Source organism: Acidisoma sp. 7E03, assembly GCF_054665075.1.
In genome coordinates, this window is sequence record NZ_BAAFHE010000003.1 from 107,956 (window position 1) to 132,633 (window position 24,678).

Below are 24,678 nucleotides of genomic sequence, written 5' to 3' on the forward strand. Positions count from 1 at the left end.
GCGGATCAGATCTTGACCAGCTTCGGCCAGAGCGACGCAAGCTCCTTCTGCGCCTTGGCCACCTGCTCCTGGCTCGCGAACTTGATGCCGTCATAGGACGCGGCCGGCGGCAGCTTGGCCGCGAGATCGGACGGGATCAGGTTGCGCTTGGCGAGATCCGCGTAGCGCGCCGGATGGGCATAGCCTTCCAGGAACAGCAGCTGGCCGGCGTCCGAATAGAGCCATTCCTGCCACAGCTTGGCGGCTTCCGGATGGGCGGCGTCCTTCGGGATGGCCTGGCAGTAGTAGCTGCCATAGGGGGTGCTGCCTTCCGGCACCACGACCTCGATCTTGGCCTTGCCGATGGCGGCATCGCGATAGCCGAGCGCCAGATAGTCCCAGTTCATCACGATCGGCGCCTGGCCGCTGACGAGCAGCGCGGGGCCGGTGGCGGCGGCCGGGTTGAGATTGCCGAGCTTCGCGAGCTCCGCGAAGTAGTGCACGCCCGGGGCGATGTCGTCGAAGGAGCCGCCATTGGCGATGGACGCCGCGAAGACGGCGGAGAAGGCGGCGGCGGCGCCCAGCGGGCTGCCGTTCAGCGCGATCATGCCCTTGTATTCGGGCTTCTTCAGATCGGCCCAGCTGCGCGGCGCGGTTTTCACCACATTGGTGTTGGTGGCGATGGAGATGACGCCGAAATAGTCGGCGACCCAGAGGCCGTCCGGATCCTTCATGCCGTCCGGGATGCTGTCCCAGGTCGCGACCTTATAGGGGGTGAAGAGGTTCTGCTTCACGCCGATGGCGGCGAAGGACGGGCCGACGTCCACGGCATCGGGCGCACGATCCTGGCCCTTGAGGCTGCGGACCGCCTGCAGTTCCTGCGCGGAAGAGCCGTCCGGGTTCGCATTGTCGATGGCGATGCCGTATTTCGCCGTGAACTGGTCCATGATGGCGCCGTAGTTCGCCCAGTCCCGCGGCAGCGCGATGGTGTTGAGCTTGCCCTCTTTCTTGGCCGCGGCGATCAGCGCGTCCATGCTCTCGGCCGCGCGGGCGGGGCGCAGGCCTGGGATGGAGGCGAGGGCCGCGCCAGCGAGGCCGGCCAGCCCCAGCTTGGCGTAATGGCGTCGGCCGAGAAGCATCGTGTCGTCCGGCATGGGAAGCCTCCTGATTCGGGGTCGTGAAAGGGCAACACTCAACGGGAACACGGCTGCGACACGCAAGAAAGCTGCCATCCTGCGGACAGGCGGCGTTCCCAGTGCCGAGGCCGATACAGAAGGAAGCCTCCGCGAACAACGCCCCTTTCATGACAGTTCCAAGACGACTCACGGAGCCGTGACACCTTCGTGAGAGCATCGCGGCGGGTGATTGAACGCAACCGCCACACCGGCCCTTCCAAAACGACGAAGCATGCCAGCCCAACACGCATGTTCTTATTTTGTTCTTGACCTTCCCTGAGGGTCGTTGCGATGCTGCGGCACGCCCCAAGGGAGCTTCCCATGCCGCAACCTCCTCTTGCCACCACCACCACCCGCATGCCGCCGAAGCCGCTGCCCCTCGCCTCCCGCCCCGCCAGGAGGCGCAACGGGCCGGGACCGGAGGCGGGCATGCCTTCCGCCGCCCGCTCCGGCCGCGGCGCGACGGTGAACCCCTCCGTCCGTTTCGAAGCGACGGAGACGGTGCTCGCCGACGACGGCTGGGGCACGCTCGACACCGAATTTGCGGAGCTGCCGGCGCTCGAGACGACGCTGATCCGCGACCACAGCCGTACGGCAATCGCCCGCAACGCGAGCCCGGACATCGGATTTGACCGGTCCATCAATCCCTATCGCGGCTGCGAGCACGGCTGCGTCTATTGCTTCGCCCGTCCGAGCCACGCCTATCTCGGCTATTCCCCGGGGCTCGACTTCGAAACCAAGCTGCTCTTCAAGCCCGAGGTCGCGACGCTGCTGGAGAAGGAGCTGCGCCGCCCCTCGTACCGCGCCAAGCCCATCACCCTCGGGGCCAATACCGACCCCTATCAGCCGGTGGAGCGCCGTCTGCGGCTGACGCGGCAAGTGCTCGAGGTGCTGCTGCGCTTCCGCCACCCCGTGAGCATCGTCACCAAATCGGCGAATGTGCTGGGCGACCTCGACCTCCTGCAGCAATTCGCCGAACAGGGCCTCGTCCATGTCTTCCTCTCCGTCACCACGCTCGACCCGGCCCTCGCCAGGGCGATGGAGCCGCGGGCGGCGACCCCGGCCAAGCGCCTGCAGGCGCTCGGCGCCCTGCGCGCCGCGGGCGTGCCCGCGGGCGTGCTGGCGGCGCCGATGATCCCTGGAGTGAACGACACCGAGTTGGAGGCGATCCTCGCCGCGGCGGCAGCGGAAGGTGCGGTCCGCGCCGGCTATGTCATGCTGCGTCTGCCGCTGGAACTGCGCGAGATTTTCGAGGCCTGGCTGCGCGAGCACATGCCGGACCGGGCGGAGCGCGTGCTCAAGCTGATCCGCGAGGTGCGCGGCGGGGCTCTGAACGACGCGACCTTCGGCCAGCGTTTCGTCGGCACCGGCGTCTATGCCGATCTTCTGGCCCAGCGCTTCGCCCGGGCGGCGCGCCAGCATCGCTTCGCCGAACGCATGGCGCCGCTCGATTGCAGCCTGTTCCGGGTGCCGGAGCGCGCTGCCACAGCGCCCGCCGCGGAGCAGATGACGCTGCTCTAGCGGGGCTCAGGCCTCGCCGGCCTCGGGAATGATGGCGACCCCCTGCGCCCGATAGGGGGCCAGCACCTCCTCTGGCGTATCGGGTTCGACGACCAGCATGTCGACCGCCTTGAGCGGAAGCACGCGGAAGGGCGAGGCGGCGCCCAGCTTCTCGTGAGAGGCGAGCACCACCGTCTCCGCCGCCTGGCGGCTCAGCATCCGCTTGATCACCGCCTCCTCCGCATTGCCAGTGGTAAGGCCCATCTCCGGATGGATGCCGGTCACGCCCATGAAATAGAGATCGGCGTGCAGTGCCGCGATCTGCTCCGCCGCGCCCGCCCCCATCGCGACCATGGAATGCTTGAACAGCCGTCCGCCGATGATTTCGACCTCGATGCGGTCATGCCCGGCGAGCGCCATGGCGACCGGGGGGCTGTGGGTGACGACGGTGATGGCGAGATCCGCTGGCAGGAGCTGCGCCATCTGCACGGCGGTGGTGCCGCCGTCCAGAATGATCACCTGTCCCGGTTGCACCAGGCGGCTTGCGGTCCGCGCCACCGCCTCTTTCGAATGCGGCGCGACGGCCCAACGATCCGCGAGGGTGACGGTCGCGGGAGACGCGGGCAAGGCGCCGCCATGCACGCGCTGTAACAGGCCTTCGGCCGCGAGTTCGCGCAGGTCCCGCCGCAGGGTGTCTTCGGAAAGATCCAGCTCCCGCGCCATGTTTTTCGCGACAACGCGGCCATCCCGGCGCAACCGGTCGAGAATGAATGCCTTGCGTTCTGAGGTGAGCATGGCCCCATCTTACCCGAATTTTCTTGACTCTGCACGAAATTGCACGATTGATCCCGCGGTCCTTCCGTCCAAACCGACAGGTTCGTCATGACTCTCCAAAACCGCGTCAAAATCCACGAAGTCGTCACTCTGGCCCAGGACTGGGCCATCCTGCGCAAGACCCGCCTGAGCTTCCTCCGCCAGGACGGGCAATGGCAGGAACAATGGCGTGAGACCTATGACCGCGGCAACGGCGCCACCATCCTGCTGTATGACCCGGCGCGCCGCACCGTGCTGCTCACCTGCCAGTTCCGCTACCCCGCAATGGTGAATGGGTACGACGATCTGATGATCGAGACGCCGGCCGGGCTGCTGGAGCATGCAACGCCCGGCGAGCGGATAAGGGCGGAGGTCGAGGAGGAGACGGGCTTTCGCGTCGGCGCCATCACCCCGCTCTTCGATCTTTTCATGAGTCCGGGCTCGGTCACCGAGCGGCTTTATTTTTTCGCGGCCCCCTATGACCCCCAGGACCGTGTGGGGCCGGGCGGTGGCTGCGCGGATGAAGGGGAGGATATCGGCCTGCTCGAAATGCCGCTGGAGAGCGCCCTGGCCGCCATCGGCGACGGGCGCATCCGCGATGCCAAGACGGTGATCCTGCTGCAACATGCGGCGCTGCACATCTTCGGCCCCATGCCGGTCGCCAAAACTGCCGCCTGATCCACGCCCCTCCCTGGCTCGTAAGCGCGTTATGCGGCAATTTCGGAGACAGCATGACCCGCGCGCGCGATTCCCACCCGGCTGGCAGCCCGGTTCTTCTCTGGTTCCGACGTGACCTCCGCCTGACGGATCAGGCGGCGGTCGCCGCAGCGGCCGAGAGCGGCGCGCCGGTCATCCCCATCTATGTTCTCGACGATGAAACGGATGGCCGCCCGATGGGTGGCGCCAGCCGCTGGTGGCTTCACCATAGCCTGCAGAGCCTCGCGACCTCCCTGGAGAAGGCGGGCAGCGGCCTCGTCCTCCGCCGGGGTCCCTCAGCGGAGACCCTGGCGGCGCTTGCACGCGAGACGGGCGCGCAGACGATCCATGCCGGTGTCATGCCAGAGCCTGCAGCCCGCGCGGCCGACCGGGCGCTGGCGGAGGCGCTGACGGACAGCGATTGCCGCTTCGTGCGTCATCGTACCACGCTGCTGCACGACCCGCACAAGGTGCTGACCGGCGGCGGCACCCCCTATGGCGTCTTCACGCCCTTCTCCAAGAGCTTCGCCCGTGACGTGCACGTCCGCCCGCCGGGAGCGGCACCGAAGACACTCGCCACCGCCCAGTTGCCACGGTCCGACCGCCTGGACGACTGGGGTCTTCTGCCAACCATCCCGTGGGATGCCGCTATCCGCGAGGAATGGACGCCGGGCGAAGCCGGCGCGGCCGCACGGCTTCGCCGTTTCGTCAGCGAGGCGGTCGGCGCCTATGGGCGGGCGCGCGACATCCCGGGCACCGATGGCACCTCCATGCTGTCCCCGCATCTCCATTGGGGCGAAATTTCACCCTGGCAGGTCTGGGCGGCGCTGGACGATGCCGACGGTGCCCAAGGCATCGCCGCCTTCCGGCGCGAACTCGTCTGGCGGGAATTCGCGGCCCATCTCCTCTGGCATCATCCGGAGATTCTAGAGAAGCCGCTGCGCCCGGAATTTGCAGCGTTTCCCTGGCGGAAGGACGCGAAAGCCCTCCATGCCTGGCAGAAGGGGAAGACCGGCATCCCCATCGTCGATGCCGGCATGCGCGAACTCTGGGCCATCGGCTGGATGCACAACCGCGTGCGCATGATCACGGCGTCCCTCCTGGTCAAGCATCTGCTGATCGATTGGCAAGCGGGCGAGGCCTGGTTCTGGGATACGCTGGTCGAGGCGGACCGCGCCAACAACATGGTGAACTGGCAATGGGTGGCGGGCTGCGGTGCGGATGCCGCGCCCTTCTTCCGCGTCTTCAACCCGGTGCTGCAGGGATGGAAGTTCGATCCGGAAGGCCACTACGTCCGGCGCTGGGTCCCCGAACTGGCGAAGCTGCCTGACAAATACATCCACAACCCCTGGGAGGCGCCGGACGAGGTGTTGCGGGAAGCCGGCGTGCGGCTTGGCGCGACTTATCCCGCGCCCATCGTCGACCTCGCCGAGGGCCGCGCCCGGGCGCTGGCCGCGCTGCAGAGCGTCACCGGACGGCAAAGCTAGATGGACCCGGGCGCCGCCGCTCCTCCCGTCACGCCTCTGGAATGGGCGGGCCTGGCGCTCGCCCTTATCGGCTGGATCGCGCTCGGGCTGCTGCGGCGACGCCTGGCCCCGGGCCGCCGACGCGCCGCTCTCCTCCTCGCCCTCGGCGCTCTCGCCTGCGGCCTGACCACCGCGGTGCTCGCCGTCCTGCTCACCAACCACCGGCTTGCGCTCGCGGAACTCACCAATCAGTCATGGTTCATCCTGCCGATGGCAGCAATCGCACTGCTCGCCTATTTCGCCAAGCAGCGCTTCGGGCCGGCCTACGGATTGGGCGAAATCACGGTCGCCCTACTCACCTTCTGGTTCTCGATTCGCGCCCATAACGACAGCCTGCTGGTGAAGGGGCTCGGCCTGTCCGGCGGTCTCTACATCTTCGTGCGTGGCTGCGAGACCATCCGCAATAGCCTGCGGCGCGGCTGACGCCGCCCGCTTGCAACTGCTGACGCCAAACCTATCTGACCCTCACAACAGCTTTGAGGATCACGACCATGAAGCGCCACAACCTGTCGGACGCCGCGCGGGATGCCGCCGGACGCATTCAGGACGCGGTCGGCAGTTTCGCCGACGAGGCCCGGGACGATGCGCGCCGCCGCTATCGCGACGCGCGCGGCACGGCGGAGGACTACATGGACGACGCCGCCGACCGTATCCGCCAGCAGCCGCTGATGGCCGGCCTCGCGATCCTCGCCATCGGCTACATTCTCGGCCGCATGCGCATCCTCTGAGAGGATGACGTCGGAGACGAGGGACGGCACCGAAGCCCGGGGTCATCGCCCCGGGCTTTTGCGTCTGCGCCTGAGCATCGAATGGGCAGCCCTCTATGTTGGGGGCCCGCTTGCCATCCTCGGCCTGCGCCGCGGCGGCATCCTCTTCCTCATCCTCTGGATCGGCGCGCTGCTCGCCTGGGCAGGAACACGCAGTCGGCCGCCGCTACCACGCCCCGCCCTCCGCCGCGAGTTGCGCGGCATCGCAATCCGCTTCGCGGTGCTCGCCCCGCTCATCACCGTTGCGACGGGGGCCCTGTGGCCGGACTGGTTCCTCAGCCTGCCGCGCCAGCGCCCGCTCTTCTGGGCGCTGATCATGGTGCTCTATCCGCTGCTCTCAGTCTGGCCGCAGGAGATGCTGTACCGGTCTCTCATGTTCCACCGCTACCGCACGCTGTTTGGCAGCGACCGCGCCCTGATCCTCGCGAGCGCCGCCGCCTTCGGCTTCGCCCACGTGATCTTTCTCAACTGGATCGCCATCGCCATGACGGCCGCGGGCGGCTTTCTGTTCGCGCGCGACTATGCGCGCCACCGCTCGCTGCCCCTCACCTGTCTGGAGCACAGCCTCTATGGCTGCCTCATCTTTACCGTCGGCCTCGGGCGCTTCTTCTACACGGGTGCTGCCTGGCACCATTGATGGCGCTGATCCTCACCACGGCTCCGCCCCGTCCGAGCTGGAAAAGGTGCCGGTCGGCGCATCCGCGCCCATGAGAGCGAGGCGCACCGGCTGGCGCGCGCCATCCTCCACAGTCTTGGTGCCCGAATAGTTGTTGAGATTGGTCTTGGTATAGCCGGGGCAGACGGCGTTGACCTTGATGCCTTCGGCCTCCAACTCGATCGCGAGCGCCACGGTCATCGCGTTCAGCGCGGTCTTGGAGGCTGGGTAGACCGGGCCGAAGACGGCACGGTACGGCGAGGCCGGATCGGACATCTTGGTGAGCGAGCCGACGGTGCTGGAGACATTGACGATGTGAGGCGCGGTCCCGGCGCGCAGCAGCGGCAGCATCGCCTGGGTGACGGCGAGCACGCCGAAGACGTTCGTCTCCCACACCGCGCGCACTTCGTCGAGCGACACGATGCTCGGCCGCGAGGCCTGCACCATTTCTTCGACGGTCTCCGCCGCAATGCGACCTGTGTGCGAGATCGCGGCGTTGTTGACCAGTACATCGAGACGACCAAACTCCCGGCGGATCGTCTCGGCCGCGGCCGCGATGGAGGCCGGGTCCGTCACGTCGAGCGGAATGGCGTGGACGTCGCCGCCGATCGTGGCTGCGGCCGCCTCCCCCTTTGCGGCATCGCGGGCGCCGAGCAGCACGGTATGGCCGGCCGCGGCAAGATCCTTCGCGATCTGTAGACCGATGCCCTGATTGGCACCGGTGACGAGGGTAATGGACGTTTGCGGCATGACGGCTCCTCTGCGGACAATGTTGTCAGCGCGGTGCCGCTCGCTTAGCGTCAAGGAAACGGAACAACGCTCCGCCTTAATACGGAACGATGTTCCGTCTTTCAAGTGGGAGGCGCGTGCCTGAACCGATGACATCCGACTCGCCTCATGCGCCGGCCAAGCCCCGCCTGCGCGCCGACGCCCAGCGCAGCCAGGATGCTTTGCTGGAGGCCGCCAAAATCGTCTTCGCGCGGTCGGGCGTGGATGCGCCCGTGCGGGAGATCGCCGAGCAAGCCGGCGTCGGCCTCGGCACCGTCTATCGCCGCTTTCCCCATCGCGCCGATCTGATCGCTGCCGTCTTTCGCCGGGAGATGGATGCCTGTGCGGATGCCGCGGCGCCCCTCGCTGCCGCCCATCCCCCCTTCGAGGCATTGGCCTTCTGGCTGCATCGCTATGCCGCCTTCGTCGGCACGAAGCGCGGCTTGGCACAGGCGCTGCATTCGGGTGACGCCGCCTATGCCGCGCTGCCCGCGCATTTCGAGACGCGGCTGCGGCCAGCCTTCCTCGGTCTCTTCGATCGCGCAATGGAAACCGGCGCGATCCGGCGGGACGTCGACCCGTCGGAACTGCTCGGTGCCGTTTCGGGCCTATGTCTGTCGGGCTATACGACCACGCCGGAACAGGCGGAGCGCATGATCGCGCTGCTGATGGACGGCCTGCGCTACGGCGCCGACCGGCCGAAGTGACCGCGGCGCGTCACCCGCGGTTCAGATCTCCTCGACCGCCGAGACGCCGGGCATCACCTTGAGGGCGGCGGCGAGGCGCGGCGAGACGTTGAAGCGGCCGGGCAGGCTGATTTCCGCCTCACGCGCCGCATCCAGCCGGGGGCAGAGGATCACCTCGCCCCGTCCCGGCCCCTCCTGCGTCAACAGCGCGCGAATATGCTCCACCGCGCGGGTCTCGGAGAGCCAGACGCGAAGCCCGACGCCCGCGCCTGCCGCGGCCTTCTCCAGCGGCGTCACGTCCTGACCGGTGATGCGCAGTTGCTCACCGTCGAGACGCAGATCGACGGTGACGAGCAGAGCCATGCCTTCCCTCAGATGATCCTGAGACCGGGACAGAACTTCCGAGAACAGGGTGACTTCGAAACTGCCGCCGCCATCCGAGAGGCGGAGCCAGGCCATGCGCCCGCCGGTCTTGGTCGGCCGCACCTTCGGTGATCCGACAACGATACCGGCGACCTTCACCCGGCCGACGCCGTTTTCGGCCACCGTCTGCAGCCGGGTGCTGACGGTGACGCCAAGGCGCTTGAGCGTCGATCCGAAACTATCCAGGGGATGGCTGGTGAGATGGAAACCGATCGCCTCCGCCTCCAAACCCAGGCGGTCGAGCATCGGCCAGTCGAGCAGGTCCGGAAAGCGCAGGGGCTCCGGCTTGGCGCCAGCGCCCCCGAAGAGCCCGATCTGCCCGCTGCCGCGATCCTCCGCCGTCGCCTGCGCGCGCTTCAGCAGCATCTCGGCACCCGCGAAAAGGCGCGCCCGGTTGCTGTCGAGTTGGTCGAAGGCGCCGGCGCGGATGAGATTCTCGATCTGCATCTTGTTGAGCTGCTTGGGATCCACGCGCTCGGCAAAATCCGCGAGGCTCTCGAAGGCGCGGTCGCCCCGCGCCGCGACGATCGATTCCATCGCCGCTTGACCCACGCGCTTGATGGCGGCGAGCGCGTAGCGGATGGCGAGCTTGCCGTCGGCCTGCCGCTCCACCTTGAAATCGGCATCCGACTTGTTGATGTCCGGGGGCAGGATCGCGATGCCCATCCGGTTCGCTTCCTGGCGGAAGGCCGCGAGTTTGTCGGTATTGCTGATGGCAAGGCTCATGCAGGCGGCGATGAAAGGCACCGGATGGTTGGCCTTCATCCAGGCCGTCTGATAGGCGACCAGGGCATAGGCGGCGGCGTGCGACTTGTTGAAGCCGTAGTCGGCGAACTTCGCCATGAGATCGAAGATCTCGCCGGCCTTGTCCGCCGGGATGCCGCGACCCGTCGCACCTTCCGTGAAGATCTGCCGCTGCTTCTCCATCTCGGCGCGGATCTTCTTGCCCATCGCGCGCCGCAGCATGTCCGCGCCGCCCAGGCTGTAGCCTGCGAGCTTCTGCGCGATCTGCATCACCTGCTCCTGATAGACCATGATGCCATAGGTCTCGGAGAGGATGTCCATGATGTCGGGATGCGGCGGCTCCCAGGCCTCGCCATGCTTGCGCTGGCAATAGGCAGGGATGTTCGCCATGGGCCCCGGACGATAGAGCGCGACGGCGGCGATGAGATCCTCGAACCGGTCCGGGCGCATCTGGCGCAAGACGTCGCGCATGCCCTGGCTTTCAAACTGAAACACGCCGCCGGCATCGCCCTTCTGCAGCATCTCGTAGGTCGGCGCGTCATCGAGCGGCAGGGTATCGATGTCGACGGCAATGCCGAGCCGTTCGAGAAAGGTGACAGCCCGGCGGATGATGGTGAGCGTGGTGAGGCCGAGGAAGTCGAACTTCACCAGCCCCGCCAGCTCGACATGCTTCATCGAATATTGCGTGACGAGGAAATCGGAGCGCGGGTCCTTGTAAAGCGGCACCAGTTCGGTGAGCGGCCGGTCACCGATCACCACGCCCGCCGCATGGGTCGAGGCGTGGCGGTAGAGGCCTTCGAGCTGCAGCGCGATTTCGAGCAGACGGCGCACCGCCTCATCCTCGTCCCGCATCTGCTGCAACTTCGGCTCGCCCTCGATCGCCTCCTTCAGGGTCACGGGCTTGGCGGGGTTGTTCGGGATCAGCTCCGCGACACGGTTGACCTGCCCAAAGGGCAGGCCGAGGACGCGCCCCACGTCGCGCACGGCGGCGCGCGCCTGCAGCTTTCCATAGGTGATGATCTGCGCGACGCGATCGGCACCGTATTCCTGCCGCACGTAGGAGATGACTTCGTCGCGCCGGTCCTGACAGAAGTCGATGTCGAAGTCCGGCATCGAGACGCGCTCGGGGTTGAGGAAACGCTCGAAGAGCAGGCTGAAGCGGAGGGGATCGAGCGCCGTGATGGAGAGCGCATAGGCGACGAGCGAGCCTGCGCCCGAGCCACGCCCCGGCCCCACCGGAATGTCCCGCGCCTTCGCCCATTGGATGAAGTCGGCCACGATCATGAAGTAGCCCGGGAAGCCCATGCGGGCGATGACGTCGAGCTCGAATTCCAGCCGGTCGACATAGACCTTCCGCGTTGCCTCATCCGGCTGCATGCGGTCGAGATGGCGGGCGAGACCCTCATGGGCCATCTTCCGCACCGTCTCCTCCTCCGTCATGCCGTCCTTCACCTTCGGGCAGACCGGCAGAAGCGGCTTGCGCGTCTCGGCCATGACGGCGCAACGGCGGGCGATCGCGAGAGTATTGTCGCAAGCCTCCGGAAGATCGGCGAAGAGCGCACGCATGGCGGCGGCGGGCTTGAACCAGTGTTCCGGAGTCACCCGCCGGCGATCGGCTTCCGACAACACGCGCCCTTCGGCAATGCAGAGCAGCGCGTCATGCGCCTCATGCATCGAGGCAGTTGCGAAATAGCAATCATTGGCCGCGACGATGGGCAGTCCTGCCTCATCCGCGAGACGCAGCAGGCCGGGCTCGATCGCGCGTTCGATGGCGAGGCCGTGGCGATGGAGTTCGACGACCACGCGATCGGGAAAGGCCTCGGCGAAACGCGCCAGAAGATGGGCGGCCTCCGTCCGCTGCCCTTCGGCGAGCAGACGACTGATCGGCCCGAAGGTGCCGCCGGTCAACAGGATGAGCCCTTCAGAGAGTTCGGCCAGTCGCTGCAGGCTCACCTGCGGGCGGAGACCGGGCTCGGTCTCCAGATAGGACGCGGAGCTGAGGCGCTGCAGATTGGCGAAGCCCACCGCATCCTGGGCCAGCACCACGATGGGATCGGGGGCCAATCGCGGCTGGTCCGCCCGGGCGAGACCGAGCTGGCAGCCAAGGATCGGCTGCACCCCCTTCCCCGTCGCATACTGGCTGAATTCCAGCGCGCCGAACATGTTGGAACTGTCGGTCAGAGCCACCGCGGGCATGCCGTCTGCCGCCGCAAGCGCCGTCAGCTTGTCGACCTTGATCGCCCCCTCACTGAGTGAATAGGCGGAGTGAGTGTGGAGATGAACGAAGCTCTGTTCCAGCATGAGGCGGACTATATCCCGGGCCGCCTCGAAATGCAGCGGTGAGGAAAACTTTAGCCCCCGTCCACGAATGCAGGGGTGACGATCCAGAGAGCAGCCTTCCGCCCTATGCCGATTCGACTTCCATCTTTTGGGAGGGAATGATGAGCGTAAGCACGACTGGCGTGCCTATACCCCCCACCACGCAGGCGGCGTCTCCGCCACCCGCGACCGCCGCGACTCCGGCCGGACAACCCGCGCCCGGCCCTCAGCCGCCGTCACCGGTCGGCCCCGGCGCCGACCCCGCGGAACACATGATCGTGGCGCAAACGGTCACGCAGATTTCGCCCCCCGGCTTCACCCAGACGGTGACGACCCATGCCAATGGCGTGGTCACCACCGTCATCACCAACCACGTCGGCTCCGTGATGCAGACGACGACCTCGCATACGGCGGCGGTGGGCACCGCCGCCGGCGTCGCCGCCAACGCGGTGGACGTCTGGGCCTGAGGCGCCCTGTCAGGGCAGCGGCACGACCCGGCCACCCTGCAGGGTGACGCGACGGTCCATGCGGGCCGCCAGCTCCGGATTATGGGTCGCGATCAGCGCCGCCAGCCCCTGACCGCGGACCGCGGCCAGCAGCTCGGTAAAGACGATGTCCGAGGTCGCGGTATCGAGGTTGCCGGTCGGCTCGTCCGCCAGCAGAACGGCCGGACGGTTGGCAAGCGCGCGGGCGATGGCAACGCGCTGCTGCTCGCCGCCCGAAAGCTTGCCGGGCAGATGCGCGAGCCGATGGCCGAGGCCGAAGGAGGACAGCAGTTGCTGCGCCCGCTCTGCCGCGACGCGGGGCGATCGGCCGGCGATGATCTGCGGCATCACCACGTTTTCGAGGGCGGTGAACTCCGCCAGCAGGTGATGGAACTGATAGACGAAGCCCACCCGGTCCCGACGGATGGCGGTGCGCGCAGGATCGGAGAGCGAGCCGGCGTCGCGCCCGTCCATCAGCACGCGGCCGCCATCCGGCCGGTCCAAGAGGCCGGCGAGATGCAGCAGCGTCGATTTGCCGGAGCCCGAGGGCGCCACCAGCGCCACCGTCTCTCCCGCACGCAAGGTAAGATCGACGGCGGTCAGCACGTCCAGGCTGCCCGCATCCGTGCGGTAGGTGCGGCGCACCGCCTCCATGACCAGCGGTTCACTCATGGCGCAGCGCCTCCACGGGGTCGGTCCGGGCGGCACGCCAGGAAGGATAGAGCGTCGCGAGCAACGACAGGGCGAGCGACATGACGATGACCGTCGTGACCTCGCTCCAGTCCAGCACCGCCGGTAGCTGTTCGAGGAAATAGACGGTGGGATCGAAGAGCGTCGTGCCCGTCACATGCTGCAGGAACTGCCGGATGCTCTCGATATTGGCGCAAAAGACGACGCCGAGCACGAAGCCGATGGCCGTGCCCGTGACACCGATGGAGGCGCCGGCCATCAGGAAGATGCGCATGATGGCGCCGCGCGTGGCGCCGAGCGTGCGCAGCACGGCGATGTCCCGCGTCTTGTCCTTCACCATCATGATCATGGAGGAGATGACGTTGAAGGCGGCGACGATGATGATCAGGGTGAGAATGAGGAACATGACGTTCCGTTCCACCGTGACGGCGGCGAAGAAGCTGTCGTTCGACTGCTTCCAGTCGATCACCTGGATCGGCTTGCCCGCCAGAGCCTGACGGATGACGCGGTTCACCCGCGCGACATCGTCGTGGTGGCGTACGGAAACTTCGATCTGCGTCGCCCGGTCGGCCGCGCCGAAGAACTCCTGGGCCGCGTCGATCGGCATGAAGACGAAGGTGGAATCGTATTCCTGCATGCCGACGTTGAAGATGCCGACCACCTTGTAGGCGCGGATGCGGGGAATGGTACCGATCGCCGTCGCCTGGCCCTGTGGGCTGACGAAGGTGATGTCGGAACCGACCGACAGGCCCAGCTGCCGGGCAAGGCCGGAGCCGACGATCACCGCATTGTCGCCCTGCATCGCCGCGATCGAGCCGATCAGGACGTGGTCGGAGACCGCCTTCTGCGCTTCGAGATCGCTCCGCGAAATGCCGCGTACCACGCCGCCGGTGGCGCCGCCTTGCGCCCCGGTCAACAGCACCTCGTTCTGAAAGACGGGCGCCGCCGAGACCACGTCCGGCAGACCGCGGATGGTCTGCGCCATGTCCTCGTATTGCGTGATCTGGGTGCCGCCGGCGCCATAGACGCCGAGGTCGCCGTTGAGGCCGAGGATACGGGACAGCAGATCCTGCCGGAAGCCGTTCATCACGCTCATCACGATGATCAGCGTGGCCACGCCCAAGGCGATGCCGATCAGGGAGAAGATGGCGATGACGGAGACGAAACGCTCGCCCTTGCGGGCGCGCAGGTAGCGCCCCGCGACGCGCCGCTCGAAACTGCTGAACATCAGGACGCGGTCGCCGCGATCTTCGCCAGTGCCGCTTCCAGGCTCAACTCCTCGCGCTCCCCGGTCATCCGGCGTTTCAGTTCGACCTGGCCAGCGGCCGCACCGCGCGGCCCGACGATGATCTGCCAGGGATGGCCCATGAGATCGGCATCGGCAAACTTCACGCCGGCACGCTCCGCCCGATCGTCATACAGGGCGGCACCATGGAACTTGGCATAGAGATCCTCGCAGATCGCATCGGTCGCGGCGTCGCCCTGCTTGAGGTTGAGGATGGCCGCCTTGAAGGGCGCGACGCTATCGGGCCATTTGATGCCGGCCTCGTCGTGGCTCGCCTCGATGATGGCACCCACCATGCGGCTGACGCCGATGCCATAGGACCCCATCTCGGGATGGACCTTCTGACCATCGGGCCCGGCGACGGCGAAGTTCATCGCCGCCGAATACTTGGTGCCGAAATAGAAGATGTGTCCGACTTCGATGCCGCGGCCTTCGCGACGGCGGGCTTCCGGCACCTGGCCCCAGGCATCCAGATCGTGCTTCTCGTCGGTCGCCGCATAGGTCGAGGTCAGCAGGCCGTAGAATCGCTCCAGATCCGCGGGCTTGTCATAGTCGAAATCGCTGTTCGCCCAGTCGATGGTCTCGAAGTCACCGTCGTAGAAGACTTGGCTTTCGCCGGTCGGCGCCAGGATGATGAATTCGTGGCTGAGATCGCCGCCGATCGGTCCGGTATCCGCGACCATGGGAATCGCCTTGACGCCCAGGCGCTGGAAGGTGCGCATGTAGGACAGCATCATGCGGCGATAGCTGTTCACCGCGCTCGCATAATCGAGATCGAAGCTGTACCCGTCCTTCATCAGGAATTCGCGGCCGCGCATGACGCCGAAACGCGGGCGCACCTCGTCGCGGAACTTCCACTGGATGTGGTAGGCGATCTGCGGCAATTCCTTGTAGCTCTTCACCGACTGCCGATAGAGATCGGTGATCATCTCTTCGTTGGTCGGCCCGAAGAGGAGATCGCGGTCATGGCGATCTTTGATGCGCAGCATCTCCTTGCCGTAATCCTCGTAGCGGCCGCTCTCCTGCCACAGGCTGGCGGGCTGGATCGTCGGCATCAGCACTTCCTGCGCGCCGGCGGCGTTCTGCTCTTCACGGACGATGTTGGCGATGTTGTTCAGCACGCGCAGGCCGGCCGGTAGCCAGGCATAGATGCCCGCCGCCGTCTGGCGCACGAGGCCTGCCCGCAGCATGAGCCGGTGCGAGGCGATCTGCGCCTCGGCAGGCACTTCCTTCAGGGTCGGGATCAGGCTGTGGGATAGACGCATGAGGCTCGCATTCTTTCAGGGCTTCGGCGGAGCGCGACCCTAGCCGTCCGGGCGCCGCCCCGCCAGATGGCGCAGCGCAGGGCGCTCTATCAAGCGCGCGGTGACCCAGGCAAGAGCGAGAGTGCCGAGAAAGAGCAGGCCGAGCCAGAGCAGCGGCCTCTGCGCTGGGTCGCCGAACCGCAGCCAAAGCCGCGCCGCGAGAATTTCGACGGACGCATAGGCCATGTAGAAGGGATAGGAGAGTGCGCCCAAGGGGAGCAGGCCCGGACAGCGGGCGAGCCAGGGCCTTGGCGCACTGGCCAACGCCGCCAGAAGGAACCACAGGCCGAAGGCGACCAGAGCATCTCCCGCCAAAGCATGGCGGCGCAGCCAGATGCCAGCCGCGATCAGCAACAGGGCGGCCGCAACGGAGACGGAAGCGGGCGGCATCCGGGCGCAGGCGAGCAGGCGCGCGAGCAGGATGCCGCTCGCGAACTCCGGCAGAAACCGCGGCAAGGCGCCCTGGTAGCTGAGATTGAGCCCAACGGGAGACGCCCAGGCGACGGCGAGAAGCAAAGCCGCCATGGCGGCGACGCCAGCCCCGACGCTGCGTGGGCCGAGCCTCGCCACCACGGCGACGAGAAGCGGAAAGAGCAGATAGCCGACCCATTCCGTGCTGATCGACCAGGAAGGATAGTTCCAGGTCCAGCCGCGGCTGAAGCCCAGGCCGTTCAAAAGGAGAAGCTGCAGCAGATATTCGCGCCCGGCCGCCCGCATCGCCTGATGCGGATGCACGCCCGCGGCACGGGCGAGGAGATAGGCGCTTCCGAGCAGCGCGAGCATGGCGAGCACCGTCGGATAGAGCCGCACGAAGCGGCGCCACCAGAAACGGCCGAGCGCACGCGGACTCAGCGACAGCTGTGGATGGCGATGCGCGAGAACGAGACCGGAGAGAATGAAGAAACCATCGACGCCGAGATAGCCGCGCCCTACCGGCCCTTCGAGATCCGCGAGGTGAAGATGCAGGTTGGTGTGGAAGAAAAAAACCCAGAGCGCGAAACAGCCGCGCACGGCCGTGAGATCCGCCAAGGTGGCTCGCGAATTCTGGAATTCGGCCAAACTTGCGCCTTCGTGACTGGCAGAGGATTTTGCTCGTTCAGAAATCCCTGAACAAAACCCTTATTTTTCATTTTTCAATATTTATGCGTGACAGACGCGCTTTGCATAGATAAAGAAAAGGCCCGCGCGCAAAGCGCTGCGGGCCAAGTTTAGGGAGGAAACGCCAGTCACACGGCAGAACGAGGATCAACCTCGTCTGGACTGGATAATGAAAGCTATTGTCCGACTGGTCCATAAAAATTGGCCGGAGATTTGGACAAATATCGTCGATCTAGACAGATGATTGCCTAAATCGACGTCATTTTTATCGGTTTGATCAAATTATGAGCAGAGCCTCTACGGGGTTCTGCTCTTTTGTTTATGGCGGCCGTCATGGAGCCGGCCCATCAGCGCTGGCGCGGACGCGCCCTCATCCCCCGAAATAGAAAACGGGCGGACAGGTTTCCCGTCCACCCGTTTCCCGGCTCAAGAAGCGATACGCCGAGGGATCAGCGCTTCCACCAGCCGCGGCGCTTGGCGCCGGCCGGCGTGTCGACGCCGATGACGATCGGCTTGATCACCGGCCCCGCCTCCGCCATCGCGGGCTCGGCCGTCGCCGGTTCGGAGATTACGGGCTCAGGAGTCTCGGACGCGTCCTCGGAGACCGGTTCTGCCGCCGCTTCGGCGATCGCTGCTTTGCTGCGACGGCTCGGCGCACGGCGGCGCGCGGGCTTGGCCGGCGCCTCATCGGTGTCCGCTGCGACCGGTGCCTCGGGCGCGGGCTCCGCCAGAGCCGCGGCCACGGCAGCCACCTCTTCCCCGGCTTTCGGCTTCCGCGCGCGGCTGGTGCGGGGCTTCTTGGCCGGTGCCACGGCCTCAGGCTCGGCCACCACCGCCACCGCCGGTGATTCCGCCGCCGGAGAGAGGCTTTCGTCCGCGACCGGCGTGCCGGTCATGACCTCGACCGGCACCTCCAGCGCCGCCGCCTCGGCGGGCGCGGAAACCGGCTTCGGCACCTCGACCGGAGTCGTCGCCGGTTCCAGCTCCGGCTCGAGCCCCGCGAAGAGTGCATCGAGCTGGTCGGAGAAGGGATCGGCCGGCGTCGGCCCCCGATAGCTCATGGCGGGAGGGGCGTCGCCCTGACCGGCATCGCCGCGACCGCGACCGTTCCGCCCACCGCGGCGGCTGCGACGGCTGCGGCGGCGCTCGCTCTCCTCCGCCGAAAGCGGCGGCATTTCGGGTGTGGGCTCGGCCGGAGGTTCGATTTCGGGCCCAGGCTCGCCCGGCGTTCCCGGCAGTTCCGGCTCGGGGCTACCCGGCGGCGGCAGTTCCGGACCACGGCCCGGCTCGTCCGGCCGCGGCTCAGGGAAGGGCTGCGGAATCGGCGGCACGGCCGGCTCACCCGGTGCAGGGCTGGGCTCGGGGCTCGCGAAGATCGTATCCTCCTCGCCGTCTCCCTCCTCGTCGCCCTCTTCGCTCGTGGCGAACTGGGCGCCGTTCTCGCCATTGTCCTCACGACGACCACGACGGCGACGGCGACGACGGCGACGGCGCTCCCCGCCTTCTTCACCCTTGGCAGCTTCGACCTCGCCGGCCGCACCCTCGGCGGCGGGTGCATCGGCCACCAGGGCCGTTGCCCGCGCCGAGGCCGCCCCCTCGTCCGCATCGTCGCGCGTCGCATAATCCATGGCGATCGGCCCGTTCGTGACCGGCGCCTCGGACGCGACATAGGGACGGACCTTTTCGATCCGGATCTGCGGCGGGATGAGCTTCTCGTCGGCGAGCAGCACGACCTGCATCCCGTGCGTGCGCTCGATCGCCATCAGACGATCCCGCTTATAGTTCAGGATGTACATGGCCACCGCCCCAGCGACGTGCACGTTCACCTCGGCCGAGCGGCGGCGCGCCGCCTCGTCCTCGATCGCGCGCAGCACGTGGATCGCGGCACTCTCGACACTGCGCACCGTGCCGGTGCCAAGGCAGTGCGGGCAGGTGATGAAGGCCGTTTCGGTCAGCGAGGGGCGCAGCCGCTGGCGGCTCATCTCCAGCAGGCCGAAATGGCTGATGGAGCCCACCTGGATACGGGCGCGGTCGTTCTTCAGCGCCTCCTTCATCCGGCGCTCGACCATCGCGTTGTGCTTGCGGCTCTCCATGTCGATGAAGTCGATCACGATGAGGCCGGCGAGATCGCGCAAACGCAGCTGGCGCGCCGCTTCCTCGGCCGCCTCCAAATTGGTGCGGAGCGCCGTCTCCTCGATGTTGCGCTCGCGCGTGGCGCGGCCCGAGTTGACGTCGATCGCGACCAGCGCCTCGGTCTGGTTGATCACCAGATAGCCGCCGGATTTGAGCTGGACGGTGGGGCTCACCATCGCATCGAGCTGCATCTCCACCTGATGCTTGGCGAAGAGCGAGGTATCGCTGTTCCGCCAGAGCTGCACCTTGGCGGCGTGCTGAGGCGTCAGCATGCGCATGAAGTCCCGCGCGGCCTTCCAGGCCGCCTCGCCATCCACCAGCACTTCCTCGATGTCGCGGGTGTATCCGTCGCGGATGGCGCGCTTGATGAGGTTGGCCTCTTCGTAGACGAGCGCGGGGGCGATCGACTTCAGCGTGAGGTCGCGGATATCGTCCCACAAGCGCAACAGATATTCACAGTCGCGGCGGATTTCCGGCTTGGGGCGGTTCGCACCCGCGGTGCGGACGATGAGGCCCATGCCCTGCGGCATGTCCACTTCCTTGATGACCTCGCGCAGGCGCTTGCGGTCCGCGACCGAGGTGATCTTGCGGGAGACGCCGCCGCCACGCGGCGAGTTGGGCATCAGCACGCAGTAGCGGCCGGCCAGGGACAGGTAGGTGGTCAGCGCCGCGCCCTTCGTGCCGCGCTCCTCCTTCACCACCTGCACCAGCAGGATCTGGCGGCGATGGATGACTTCCTGAATCTTGTAATTGCGCACGAAGCGCGGCGCAGGGCGGCGGTCGCCGTTCTCCTCCGTGCTGTCCTGTCCGCCGAAGGTCTCCGGCCGCTCGGGCTCGGCTTCGCTGTCCGGCTCGCCCTCCTCGCTACCTTCTTCCTCGTCCGCGGAGGCGGCGACGATCTCGGTGGTGGCGCCGGCCCCCTCTTCGCCCGGCGCAATCTCGTCCGGCGGCACCTCGCCGATCACGATCTCGCGAACCATGGCGGCGGGCTGGGCACGCGCGCCGCCGGACGACTCGGCTCCCTCGGCGGCGTCCGCCGGTTCCGCAGACTCGCTTTCGGAGGAAGGAGCCACGGCATTCGGCGCAGCCTGAGCGGCTGCGGCCTCCTCCGCCGCTTCCTCAGCAGCTTCGGCCTCAGCCTCGGCCCGCGCGGCGGCCGCTTCGGCTTCGAGCAGCTTCTGCCGGTCGGCGACCGGGATCTGATAATAGTCGGGATGGATTTCGCTGAAGGCGAGGAAGCCGTGGCGGTTGCCGCCATATTCGACGAAGGCGGCCTGGAGGCTCGGCTCGACCCGAATCACCTTGGCGAGATAGATATTCCCTTTGATCTGCTTCTTGGTCGAAGTCTCGACGTCAAAGTCTTCTAGGCGATTTCCGTCAAGGACGACGACACGGGTTTCCTCCGGATGTGTCGCGTCGATAAGCATGCGCTTGGTCATGAGTAACTGGACTCCGGCGCACCCCCGCACGGGGCGCGGCCGCCGTGGGGCGGCTTTTCAAAGGTGAGGAATGATACGGGTCCGAAATCGACATGAGGGATGACCGGGCTCTCGCCAGCGAAGACGTCGCTGTGGGGAGAAATGCGGTCATGAAGGTCGAACGGTCCCTAACTCGATTGACATGCGGTCCCGGCCAAGGCCGAGGACTCGCGGAAACACTAGCCTCCGCCATCCGCCCCTGCTCCGCCCTGGCGGCCATGCCGCCGGCGTTCTGTGGGACAGGCCGGGGTCCGACCAGTCGGCACGGATACGGTGGAGCCTCGAAAAGGGGGCCAAACGCTGCTGGCCCTGCCCATTTCAAATCTCGATGGGCAAAATGGCCTAAAGCCCCCGCACATGCAAGGGCACGCACCGGGACCGGCAGCGGGGCTGCCCCCGCCAAGACGCGTGACGGATTATTTATTTCAATTCAAGCGGAAGCACTGATATTCGAAGAGGTGAGATGAAGAATCGCAGCACTGATCCTGCGTCCGACGATCGGAGCTTTCCCCCATGACTGAGGAGACGGAGGATCTCGGAGACCGCATGAACGAGCGCCGGCTGCTTCTCAGCCTCGGCGTGAGCGCGACGGTCCTCATTCCCGCCTGGCTTCGTCCGGCCATCGCCTGGGCCGCCTCCAAGCACAAGCTGCATCAGCAGGAGCTTCTGGCAAAGCCGCGCCCGGACGAGGTACCGCTGATCATGCTGGACCCCGGCCATGGCGGGAAGGACCCGGGCGCCATCGGCGTCGCCGGTACCTACGAGAAGCATATCTCGCTCACCGCTGCGCATGAATTGAAGGCGCGGCTGGAGGCGACCGGCCGCTATCGCGTGGCCATGACCCGGGCGCGGGACATCTTCATTCCGCTCGAGGATCGGGTTTCGATCGCGCAGGACCGCGGCGCGCATCTGTTCGTCTCGATGCATGCCGATTCGATTCCCGACCATACGGTGCGCGGTGCGAGCGTCTATACCCTGTCGAGCAACGCGTCCGACCAGCAGACCGCCGTCCTGGCGCAGCGGGAAAACAGTTCGGACCGCTTTGCCGGGCCGCACTTCAAAGGCGTCACACCCGCCGTTGCGCGCATTCTCGCGAGCCTCGTCGGGCGCGAGACGCGCATCGGTTCGGCTCGCCTGCAGCAGGACATGGTCGATCATCTCGCCGACCAGACCGACATGCTGACCCGCCCGGCCCGGCACGCCGCCTTCGTCGTCCTCAAATCCGCGGAAATCCCGAGCGTCCTGGTCGAGATGGGCTTCATGTCCAACTACAAGGACGAGTCGGCCCTCCGCCAGGCGGCCCATCGCCAGCGCATCACCCTCGCCATGAAGAATGCGGTGGACGCCTGGTATGTTGCACAAAAGTCAGCTCGTATGGCGGGCTAGCGTAAGAGACCCTAGCGTAACCCTCCCTTCGGCCCTATTTCCGCCCCGGATGGCAGCCATAGGGCGCCAGCAACGACAAGGAACGATCTTCGATGCCCGGCCCCCTGAGAGCCGGCGACCCCATGGCACGCCCCTCGCGGGGCGGCGGACGTGGCGGCGGCGGTAGCGGCAATGGCAGCGGCGGCAACGGTCAGCCGCCGGATGCACCGAAGGGCGGCGGGCGGTCTCCGAAGCCGAAGAAAGACCGGCCGCGCGCCCGGCGTCGCAGTGGCGCCGGCTTCATCGCGGCCAGCGCCGTCACCAGCCTCTTCGCCCTCGGCGCCCTGCTCGTGGTGGGCGGCGGGATCGGCGGCTACGTCGCCTTCCGCTACTACACGGCCGACCTGCCGAGCATCGACGGTCTGCGCCACTACCAGCCGCCGGTGATGAGCCGCGTCTATGCGAACGACATGCAGCTCGTCTCCGAGCTGGCGACGGAACGGCGCATCTATACGCCCTTCGAAGACATCCCCCCGATGCTGGCCCAGGCCTTCATCTCCGCCGAAGACCAGAACTTCTGGCACGAGCCGGGCATCGATCCCCTCGCCATCATCCGCGCGGGCATCACTGACATCACCCTGATCGGCTCCGGCCGCCGGCCGATCGGCGCCTCCACCATCACGCAGCAGGTGGCAAAGAACATCCTGCTGCAGAACCACATCAATTTCGCCCGCAAGGTGCAGGAGGCGGTGCTGGCCGTCCGCATCGACCACGCCATGAGCAAGCAGCGGGTGCTCGAGATCTATCTCAACGAAATCTATCTCGGCGAAGGCGCCTATGGCGTCACGACCGCCGCAGCCACCTATTTCGCGCGGCCGCTGGATAAGCTTAGCATCGCCGAAGACGCGATGCTCGCCTCGCTCCCCAAGGCGCCGTCGAACTACGATCCCTACCGCCATCCAGACGCCGCCCTCGCCCGCCGCAACTGGGTGATCGACCGCATGGCCGATGACGGGGCGATCACGCGCGACCAGGCCCAGGCGGCGAAGGCCGAGCCACTCCTCACCAAGATGAGCGGCCGGCCGGCGACGGTTGCCGGATCGCAATATTTTGCCGATGCCGTGCGTCAGCAGTTGGTACAGCTCTTCGGCGACAAGCGCGCGACCGATGGTGGCCTCGTCGTCTATACCAGCCTCGACCCGAAGCTGCAGGCGGTGGCCGATGCCTCCCTCCGCCAGGGTCTCGTGGATTACGACCGCGCCCATGACGGCTGGCGGGGGCCGGTGGCGCATCTCGACCTCGCTGCCGGCAAGTGGCAGGACCAGCTCCAGAAAGTTGACGTTCCCAAAGGAATCCTGCCGCAATGGCGGCTCGCCGTCGTGCTCAGCACCACCGCGAAAACCGCCAACGTCGCCTGGCTCGCCCCTGGCATCCGCGGCCAGTCGGGCCCGGAGGAGAGCGGCACGCTCAGCCTCTCGACCCTGCGCTGGGCGCGCAAGGCGGGCGATTACGGCGCCCATCTCGGCCCTGCGCCGCGCAGCATGGCGGATGTCGTGGTTCCGGGCGACGTCGTCATGGTCGAGCCGGGGGATGCCGGCAAGGCGGGTGACGCCCGCAGCGTGACGCTGTGCCAGGTGCCGCAGGTCCAGGGTGCGGTGATGACGATGGATCCGGTGACGGGCCGCGTGCTCGCCATGGCGGGCGGCTGGAGCTACGGCCTCAGCCAGTTCAACCGCGTGACGCAAGCCGAGCGGCAGCCGGGCTCGGGCTTCAAGCCGATCGTCTATCTGACGGCGATGGAGCAGAACATCGCGCCGGACGCGACCGTTCTGGACGCACCCTTCGTCATCAACATGCCCGACGGCACGCAGTACCGGCCGGGCAACTACGAGGCCAATTTCCTCGGCCCCATCCCGCTGCATCAGGCACTCGAAGAATCGATCAACCTCGCGACGCTCCACCTCGCGGCCCGCGTGGGCCTGCCGGCCGTCGCGCAGACCGCCCAGGATTTCGGCGTCGTCGACAAGATGCCGCTGATCTATCCGGCGGTGCTCGGCGCAATCGAGACGACGATGCTACGCTTGGCCACGGCCTATGCCGGCTTCAGCCAGATGGGCCGGCAAGTGACGCCGACCTTCATCGACCGGGTGGAAGACCCGCAGGGCCACGTGATCTACCGGGCCCCCTCCGTCACCTGCACGAACTGCACGGCCGACGACCCGACCAAGCCGCCCTCCCTCGTCTACGCCGGGAAGCAGCTGGCCGACCCGCAGAGCACCTTCCAGCTCGTGACCATGATGCAGGGGGTGATGACCAACGGCACCGGCCGCGTCGCCGATCGCGGGCTGCAGGCCTGGACGCCGGCCGGCAAGACCGGCACGACGGAGGACTTCCAGGATGCCTGGTTCACCGGCTTCACCCCGACGCGCGTCACCTCCGCCTGGGTCGGCTTCGACAATCCGAAGTCCCTCGGCGAAGGCGAACAGGGCGCGACCGTCGCCGGGCCGATCTGGAACCGGCTGATGACCGTCGCCCTGCAGGACGAACCCAAGATCCCCTTCCCGCAGCCGACCGGCATCGAGATGCGTCAGACGGGCGGCGTGATGGAAGCCTTCAAGACGGGCGAAGCCTCCGGCGGCAACGTCGATCAGCCCTCCCCCGCCGCGGCGGGCACAGTGCCGGGCGCGGTGATGGGGGGCGACGGCAATGCCTCCACCCCAGCCACGCCGGGCGCGGGCGGCACGGGTTCCTCCGGCGGTATCGACAACTCCGTGGGTGGGCTGTATTAG

The 24,678-nt window shown here is 67.1% G+C and carries 19 protein-coding genes; 10 read left to right on the forward strand and 9 right to left on the reverse strand.

Annotated features, from left to right (window positions below; translation table 11 throughout):
• Window positions 1-5: 5 nt before the first annotated feature.
• Window positions 6-1,133 carry an ABC transporter substrate-binding protein gene (locus ACYQ6W_RS05975; protein ID WP_459674176.1) on the reverse strand — a complete coding sequence of 376 codons (1,128 nt, stop codon included), beginning with the start codon at window positions 1,131-1,133 and terminating at the stop codon, window positions 6-8.
• Between the two features lie 450 nt (window positions 1,134-1,583).
• Here ACYQ6W_RS05975 and ACYQ6W_RS05980 point away from each other — a divergent pair, with 450 nt between their 5' ends.
• The gene (locus ACYQ6W_RS05980; RefSeq protein ID WP_459674458.1) at window positions 1,584-2,675 is read left to right on the forward strand and encodes a PA0069 family radical SAM protein; all 1,092 of its coding nucleotides are present in this window, start codon (window positions 1,584-1,586) and stop codon (window positions 2,673-2,675) included.
• A gap of 6 nt (window positions 2,676-2,681) precedes the next feature.
• On the opposite strand, the gene ACYQ6W_RS05985 is transcribed toward ACYQ6W_RS05980, so the two are convergent.
• Window positions 2,682-3,449, reverse strand: coding sequence for a DeoR/GlpR family DNA-binding transcription regulator (locus ACYQ6W_RS05985; protein ID WP_459674177.1), 768 nt, complete (start codon window positions 3,447-3,449; stop codon window positions 2,682-2,684).
• 87 nt (window positions 3,450-3,536) lie between these two features.
• Here ACYQ6W_RS05985 and ACYQ6W_RS05990 point away from each other — a divergent pair, with 87 nt between their 5' ends.
• From ACYQ6W_RS05990 to ACYQ6W_RS06010, 5 genes are all read left to right on the forward strand, one after another.
• Window positions 3,537-4,145 carry an NUDIX domain-containing protein gene (locus ACYQ6W_RS05990; RefSeq protein WP_459674178.1) on the forward strand — a complete coding sequence of 203 codons (609 nt, stop codon included), beginning with the start codon at window positions 3,537-3,539 and terminating at the stop codon, window positions 4,143-4,145.
• 53 nt (window positions 4,146-4,198) lie between these two features.
• Window positions 4,199-5,650 (forward strand): cryptochrome/photolyase family protein, encoded by a 1,452-nt coding sequence (locus tag ACYQ6W_RS05995; protein WP_459674179.1) that lies wholly within the window; start codon window positions 4,199-4,201, stop codon window positions 5,648-5,650.
• Entirely contained in the window at window positions 5,651-6,112 is a 462-nt protein-coding gene (locus ACYQ6W_RS06000) for a hypothetical protein (RefSeq protein WP_459674180.1), read from the forward strand.
• Between the two features lie 68 nt (window positions 6,113-6,180).
• Window positions 6,181-6,417, forward strand: a complete 237-nt coding sequence (locus ACYQ6W_RS06005) for a CsbD family protein (RefSeq protein WP_459674181.1) — start codon at window positions 6,181-6,183, stop codon at window positions 6,415-6,417.
• A gap of 4 nt (window positions 6,418-6,421) precedes the next feature.
• Window positions 6,422-7,093, forward strand: a complete 672-nt coding sequence (locus ACYQ6W_RS06010; protein WP_459674182.1) for a CPBP family intramembrane glutamic endopeptidase — start codon at window positions 6,422-6,424, stop codon at window positions 7,091-7,093.
• A 12-nt stretch (window positions 7,094-7,105) separates the two neighbouring features.
• Here ACYQ6W_RS06010 and ACYQ6W_RS06015 read toward each other — a convergent pair whose 3' ends face one another.
• Complete coding sequence (locus ACYQ6W_RS06015; RefSeq protein ID WP_459674183.1) at window positions 7,106-7,861, reverse strand: SDR family NAD(P)-dependent oxidoreductase; 756 nt, start codon at window positions 7,859-7,861, stop codon at window positions 7,106-7,108.
• 128 nt (window positions 7,862-7,989) lie between these two features.
• Here ACYQ6W_RS06015 and ACYQ6W_RS06020 point away from each other — a divergent pair, with 128 nt between their 5' ends.
• Window positions 7,990-8,586 carry a TetR/AcrR family transcriptional regulator gene (locus ACYQ6W_RS06020; protein ID WP_459674184.1) on the forward strand — a complete coding sequence of 199 codons (597 nt, stop codon included), beginning with the start codon at window positions 7,990-7,992 and terminating at the stop codon, window positions 8,584-8,586.
• Window positions 8,587-8,607: 21 nt separating this feature from the next.
• Here the strand turns inward: ACYQ6W_RS06020 and dnaE are convergent, their stop codons facing one another.
• Window positions 8,608-12,033: a DNA polymerase III subunit alpha gene (gene dnaE, locus ACYQ6W_RS06025; RefSeq protein ID WP_459674185.1), complete on the reverse strand. Its 3,426-nt coding sequence runs from the start codon at window positions 12,031-12,033 to the stop codon at window positions 8,608-8,610.
• A gap of 140 nt (window positions 12,034-12,173) precedes the next feature.
• On the opposite strand from dnaE, the gene ACYQ6W_RS06030 reads away from it, so the two are divergent.
• A complete protein-coding gene (locus ACYQ6W_RS06030) occupies window positions 12,174-12,518 on the forward strand; it encodes a hypothetical protein (RefSeq protein ID WP_459674186.1) in 345 nt (114 codons plus the stop codon).
• Between the two features lie 9 nt (window positions 12,519-12,527).
• On the opposite strand, the gene ACYQ6W_RS06035 is transcribed toward ACYQ6W_RS06030, so the two are convergent.
• From ACYQ6W_RS06035 to ACYQ6W_RS06055, 5 genes are all read right to left on the reverse strand, one after another.
• The gene (locus tag ACYQ6W_RS06035; protein WP_459674187.1) at window positions 12,528-13,208 is read right to left on the reverse strand and encodes an ABC transporter ATP-binding protein; all 681 of its coding nucleotides are present in this window, start codon (window positions 13,206-13,208) and stop codon (window positions 12,528-12,530) included.
• Window positions 13,201-14,454: a lipoprotein-releasing ABC transporter permease subunit gene (locus ACYQ6W_RS06040; RefSeq protein ID WP_459674188.1), complete on the reverse strand. Its 1,254-nt coding sequence runs from the start codon at window positions 14,452-14,454 to the stop codon at window positions 13,201-13,203. The genes ACYQ6W_RS06035 and ACYQ6W_RS06040 overlap by 8 nt, the downstream gene beginning before the upstream one ends.
• A complete protein-coding gene (gene proS, locus ACYQ6W_RS06045) occupies window positions 14,454-15,776 on the reverse strand; it encodes a proline--tRNA ligase (RefSeq protein WP_459674190.1) in 1,323 nt (440 codons plus the stop codon). The genes ACYQ6W_RS06040 and proS overlap by 1 nt, the downstream gene beginning before the upstream one ends.
• Before the next feature lie 39 nt (window positions 15,777-15,815).
• Window positions 15,816-16,844, reverse strand: coding sequence for an acyltransferase family protein (locus ACYQ6W_RS06050; protein ID WP_459674191.1), 1,029 nt, complete (start codon window positions 16,842-16,844; stop codon window positions 15,816-15,818).
• Between the two features lie 518 nt (window positions 16,845-17,362).
• Window positions 17,363-20,485, reverse strand: a complete 3,123-nt coding sequence (locus ACYQ6W_RS06055) for an Rne/Rng family ribonuclease (RefSeq protein ID WP_459674192.1) — start codon at window positions 20,483-20,485, stop codon at window positions 17,363-17,365.
• Window positions 20,486-21,037: 552 nt separating this feature from the next.
• Here ACYQ6W_RS06055 and ACYQ6W_RS06060 point away from each other — a divergent pair.
• Window positions 21,038-21,910 (forward strand): N-acetylmuramoyl-L-alanine amidase family protein, encoded by an 873-nt coding sequence (locus ACYQ6W_RS06060; RefSeq protein WP_459674193.1) that lies wholly within the window; start codon window positions 21,038-21,040, stop codon window positions 21,908-21,910.
• A gap of 92 nt (window positions 21,911-22,002) precedes the next feature.
• On the forward strand, window positions 22,003-24,678 hold the full coding sequence (locus ACYQ6W_RS06065) for a penicillin-binding protein 1A (protein WP_459674194.1): 2,676 nt from the start codon (window positions 22,003-22,005) through the stop codon (window positions 24,676-24,678).